We start from the raw sequence: 4,205 nt of genomic DNA on the forward strand, positions 1-4,205 counted from the left end.
CTGCGGCCGAACCGGGCCTCAGAACGGATGGCAAACAGACTAACATAGGATATGGTACAAACCTTGGGGGCAGGTCAAGCGTCACCTCGGAGCCGTCGGCGCGGGTCGCCGTGGCCGTGCCTTCGAGGGTCTGGACCTGGCCGATGGGGGCGGTCGCGGTGGTCTCTCCAGCCTGAGCCAACTGCCTCGGTGCGGCCAGCCCGGCCAAGGCCTCGGCCAGATCCGGCGGCACCCGGGCACCGCCCTCGGTGATCAGCGTCGGCGGGGCATCGGAGGCGAAGTAATCCCGCACCACCACGGTCTGGCCGTCGGGCCCGACCAGCACCAGATCGGCACCCTCGCGGATGTAATCGGCGAGCAGCAGGAAAGGTCCGTCCGGGACGGTAACCGAGGGGCCGGCGGCACCATCCAGGACAATGCTCGGGAGCGCAGTCAAACCATTGGCTTGGGAGGCATCAAGCGTCCCAGAGGCTTCTCTCGATACTGCCAGGGGCCTACCGGCAAGCGTCGGCTCGGCAGATGCCATCCCCGCTCCCCCATGATCCGCCCAGCCCTTGATCGGGCCGGGCAAAATCATTTCTCCCCAAGAAACCTAGGGATAATAGCCCATTCCTACGGTTGCCACCAGCGACGGTCGGCTGGGGAGGCGCGATGGACGAGAGGCGCCGCGCCGGCCTGCTGGGCGACCGGGTCCATGATCCACCCCGCTTGACCAACATTGGGGAACATGACATCAACCACGGGAGCCGGCCGAAAGGTGCTGGCCAGGTTTCGAAAGCTCGTTACGTGAAGCCGTTCGACGCCATACCGCATTTTTTGCCGCGCCTTGGCGCCGCCCTGGCCGTTCTGCTGGCCCTTTCGCCGGCCCTGGGTGCGCCGGTCGATGGTGCGGACCTCTACCGCAGGCATTGCCTTTTTTGCCATGGCGAGCAGGGCCAAGGCTACCTCTCCGAGGGCGCCCCGGCCCTTGGGGGCCAGGATTTCCTGGCCTCGGTGAGCGATGAATTCCTCAGCCGAAGTATCGCCCGGGGCCGCCCCGGCACCTGGATGGCGGCCTATGCGCAAGCCCGTGGCGGCCCGCTGAACGGGGCCGAGATCCAGGCCCTGGTCGGCTTCATCCGGAGTTGGCAGCGCGTCGCGGCGGCCGACCTCGATTCCGCACCGGTGCTGGGCGATGCCGGCCAGGGCCGCCGCACCTACGCCGAGCATTGCGCCGAATGCCACGGCCGGAGGGGGGAAGGCCATAGCGCGCTGAGCCTCAACAATCCCGAATTCCTGGCCGCCGCCAGCGACGGCCAAATCCGCTGGGCCATCGCCCGGGGCCGGCGCGGCACGGCGATGCCGGGCTATGAGGCCAAGCTGGGGCCCGGCGGCATCGACGATCTGCTGGCCTTGATCCGCGGTTGGCAACCCTGAGCTGCCGACAAATCCGGGGCTTGGCGGCTATCCGGTCTTGACTTTGCGGGCGGCCGCCCAGGCCTGGCCGAGACGGGACTGCGCTTCGTCGTCCAGGGTGCGCGTGGCCAGGGGGTAGAAAACCTCTTCCTCCTTGCGGAAGTGGGCGCGGGCGGTGGCCAGGGTCTGCTGTACGGCATCCAACGCTTCGCGAATGTCCCTGGCATCCTCGATGCGATCGAGTCCGGCCCGGATGGCTTCGTGTTCGGCATGCATCTCGGTGATCAGTTCGTGGCTCGTCAGGTGCGGCTCGAGGGCCGGGAATAGCAGTTCTTCCTCGAGCCTGGCGTGCGATTCCAACTCGGTTGCCAGGGCCGCGATGGCGCTTTCGATCTGCGCCAACTCGCCGCCTGCGTCGGCCATTTCTCCGATCGTGTTGAACAATGCGTTGAAGGCGCCATGTTCGCCCAGCAGGGCATCGATCAGTTTCACCAACGCTCCCCCCCCAAATCCCAGCGTCCTGGGCGCCTCCCGAGATAGCGCCAACAGGATCGGGAATTATAGGCGGGGATGGCGACCGGTAGGGCATTTTCTCGAAGTCGCGAGGCGGCCGCCAAGCTGGGCTGGGCGGTCGCGGCCCAGGATGAAACTCGACAAACGGAATTTCTCGCAAAAAGCGGTTATGCGACCATTTGTCGCACCGCCCACCAGAGGGCACAGCGAGACTTGTGCCTGGTGGCGAACAAGGCGAGGATTTCCGGTGTTTTGGCTGAACCGTGTTGGTCCTTTTACGGGCTCGGAGCGGCCTTCAAGCCAGGGCACGATGGCGGGGTTTCGGGCTGGATTTGGAAATCACCCGGTTGCGCCGCAATGACAGGTTGAGGGGGGCAGGATGATCGATGCGCGTTATTTGGTCGACTACGCTTCCGATGCCGCGTTCGCCATCGACGGCAAACAGCGCATCGTGGCCTGGAATTACCGGGCCCGCAGGCTGTTGGGCTTCACCCGTCGTGAAGTCATCGGCAAGCTTTGCTCGGACGTGCTGCGGGCCGTGCTGCCTGAGGGCGAGCCCTTGTGCGTGCCCAACTGCGAAGGCGCGCGCTGCTTCGATCGATTTCAGCCTTTCGAGGTCACGGCCTGCCTGGCACGTCATAAGGATCGCCACTGGGTGCCGCTGGACATCGCCTCCGTGGTCATGCCGCGGCGGACCCGAAATGGCGATCAACTTACCGCCATCGCCGCCGTCTTCATGCGTAGCGAGGGGGAGAATGCCGAACGGCCCCTGGCGGCAAGGCGCTTGCAGGTCTTTACCTTCGGCCGTTTCGGCCTGAGCGTCGGCAGCCAGGGTCTGATGGTCGAGAAATGGCAACGCAAGCAGGCCCTGACGCTGTTGAAACTGCTGGTCGCCAATCTGGGCCAGGCGGTGCCGCGCGAGGTTCTCATCGATGCCATGTGGCCCGAGGCCGATGAAGACACCGGCTGGGGGCGGCTCAAGGTCACCGTCAGTTCCCTGCGCCGCCAGTTGCGCGCCGCCGACATCGGCCAAGAGGTGGTGGAGACCAAAGGCAAGGCCTATGTGCTGCGGCCCGATGCCGTGTGGCTGGATGCCCAGGCCTACGAGGTTTGCATCGCCGAGGGCGCGGCCTTCCGCGATCGTCAGCGCTGGGACGATGCGCTCGACCATTTCCGCGAGGCCCAACGCCTTTATCGCGGCCCTTACATGGTTGAGGACATTCACGCCGATTGGTGCGCCGAGGAGCGCGAACGGTTGCGCGAGATCCACCTGGAAATGCTGGCCGATATGGCGGAGTGCCACGTCGCGCTGGATCAATATGCCGAAGCCGTGGCCATCTGCCGCACCATCCTGGTCGACGATCCCTGCCGCGAGGGCATTCACCGCACGCTGATGGAATACCTGGTTTGCCTCGGCCATACCGATTCGGCCCGGGCCCAATACCATCACTGCCGCCGTGTCCTGGCTGACGAACTGGGGGTGGAACCCCTGCCCGAGACGCAAGCCCTCTACCGCCGGATCATGGCCGGGGAGCCCTCTGACTCCGCCGCGCCAGCCAGCCAGGCCGCCGAATAGAGCCGTCCCAGTCCAGTGTCCCCCCCCGGGGGCTCTGTCACCAGTGTGTCACCGGGCCGTGCTAGCACGTGGTCGCAAGCCTCTGTGCAGAGGTCCGGATGAGCTCATCAGCGATGGCCAAACAGCGAGACCCGAATTCCTTCGTCGCGCGGATCCGCCTGGAACGTGAAACCAGCGGCAATCCGATTTGGCGGGGGCACATCCGGCACGTTCAGGGAGAACAGGAGACCTACTTTCAAGACCTGGCCGAAATGAAAGAGTTCCTCGAACGGGTGAGTGGGGTGGCGGGACCCAGCCCCGCGGCTGCCAGCGCGGCGTCACCGCTTCTTGGTATCCCTACAGCCCCTTGCGGCCCAAATTTCCCTACGTGCGCAAAGTCCTTTGGGACTATTACACCGAGGAACTGAGGAACGGAAAAGACCCCGTCGCAGCCTACGCCGCCGTGGTCGAGGATCCAGAGAAGTCGAAGAAGTACAAAGAGGCCAGAGGCAAGGCCGGCTGGAAGCGGGTGAGTTGGGACCAGGCGGTAGAGCTGGTCGTGGCGGGGCAAATTCACACCATCAAAAAGTACGGCCCCGACCATATGGCCATGTTCTCGCCGATTCCGGCCATGAGTCTGCTCAGTTTCATTTCGGGGCATAGGTACAACAACCTGCTGGGTGGAATCTATTGCAGTTACTACGAGTGGTATCATGATTTGCCGCACGTATCATCTTCGATG

General features: G+C 64.8%; 5 protein-coding genes. 3 read left to right on the plus strand and 2 right to left on the minus strand.

All coding sequences use genetic code 11. The annotated features are described in order from the left end of the window. Window positions 1–436 (minus strand): hypothetical protein (locus QGG75_07385; protein ID MDP6067058.1); only part of this gene is annotated, 436 nt, incomplete at its 3' end. Between the two features lie 350 nt (window positions 437–786). Between QGG75_07385 and QGG75_07390 the strand changes: the two genes are divergently transcribed. After that, window positions 787–1,416: a c-type cytochrome gene (locus QGG75_07390; GenBank protein ID MDP6067059.1), complete on the plus strand. Its 630-nt coding sequence runs from the start codon at window positions 787–789 to the stop codon at window positions 1,414–1,416. A 27-nt stretch (window positions 1,417–1,443) separates the two neighbouring features. Here QGG75_07390 and QGG75_07395 read toward each other — a convergent pair whose 3' ends face one another. After that, entirely contained in the window at window positions 1,444–1,887 is a 444-nt protein-coding gene (locus QGG75_07395; GenBank protein ID MDP6067060.1) for a hemerythrin domain-containing protein, read from the minus strand. A 400-nt stretch (window positions 1,888–2,287) separates the two neighbouring features. On the opposite strand from QGG75_07395, the gene QGG75_07400 reads away from it, so the two are divergent. After that, entirely contained in the window at window positions 2,288–3,484 is a 1,197-nt protein-coding gene (locus tag QGG75_07400) for a BTAD domain-containing putative transcriptional regulator (GenBank protein ID MDP6067061.1), read from the plus strand. Between the two features lie 346 nt (window positions 3,485–3,830). Further along, a partial coding sequence (locus QGG75_07405) for a molybdopterin-dependent oxidoreductase (protein ID MDP6067062.1) occupies window positions 3,831–4,205 on the plus strand: 375 nt, incomplete at its 3' end.

The sequence above is a fragment of the Alphaproteobacteria bacterium genome, from assembly GCA_030740435.1.
Lineage (GTDB): Bacteria > Pseudomonadota > Alphaproteobacteria > UBA2966 > UBA2966.

Coding starts and splice junctions, on each gene's coding strand:
- QGG75_07400 (MDP6067061.1), top strand. CDS start 2,288: ATGATCGATGCGCGTTATTTGGTCGACTACGCTTCCGATGCCGCGTTC.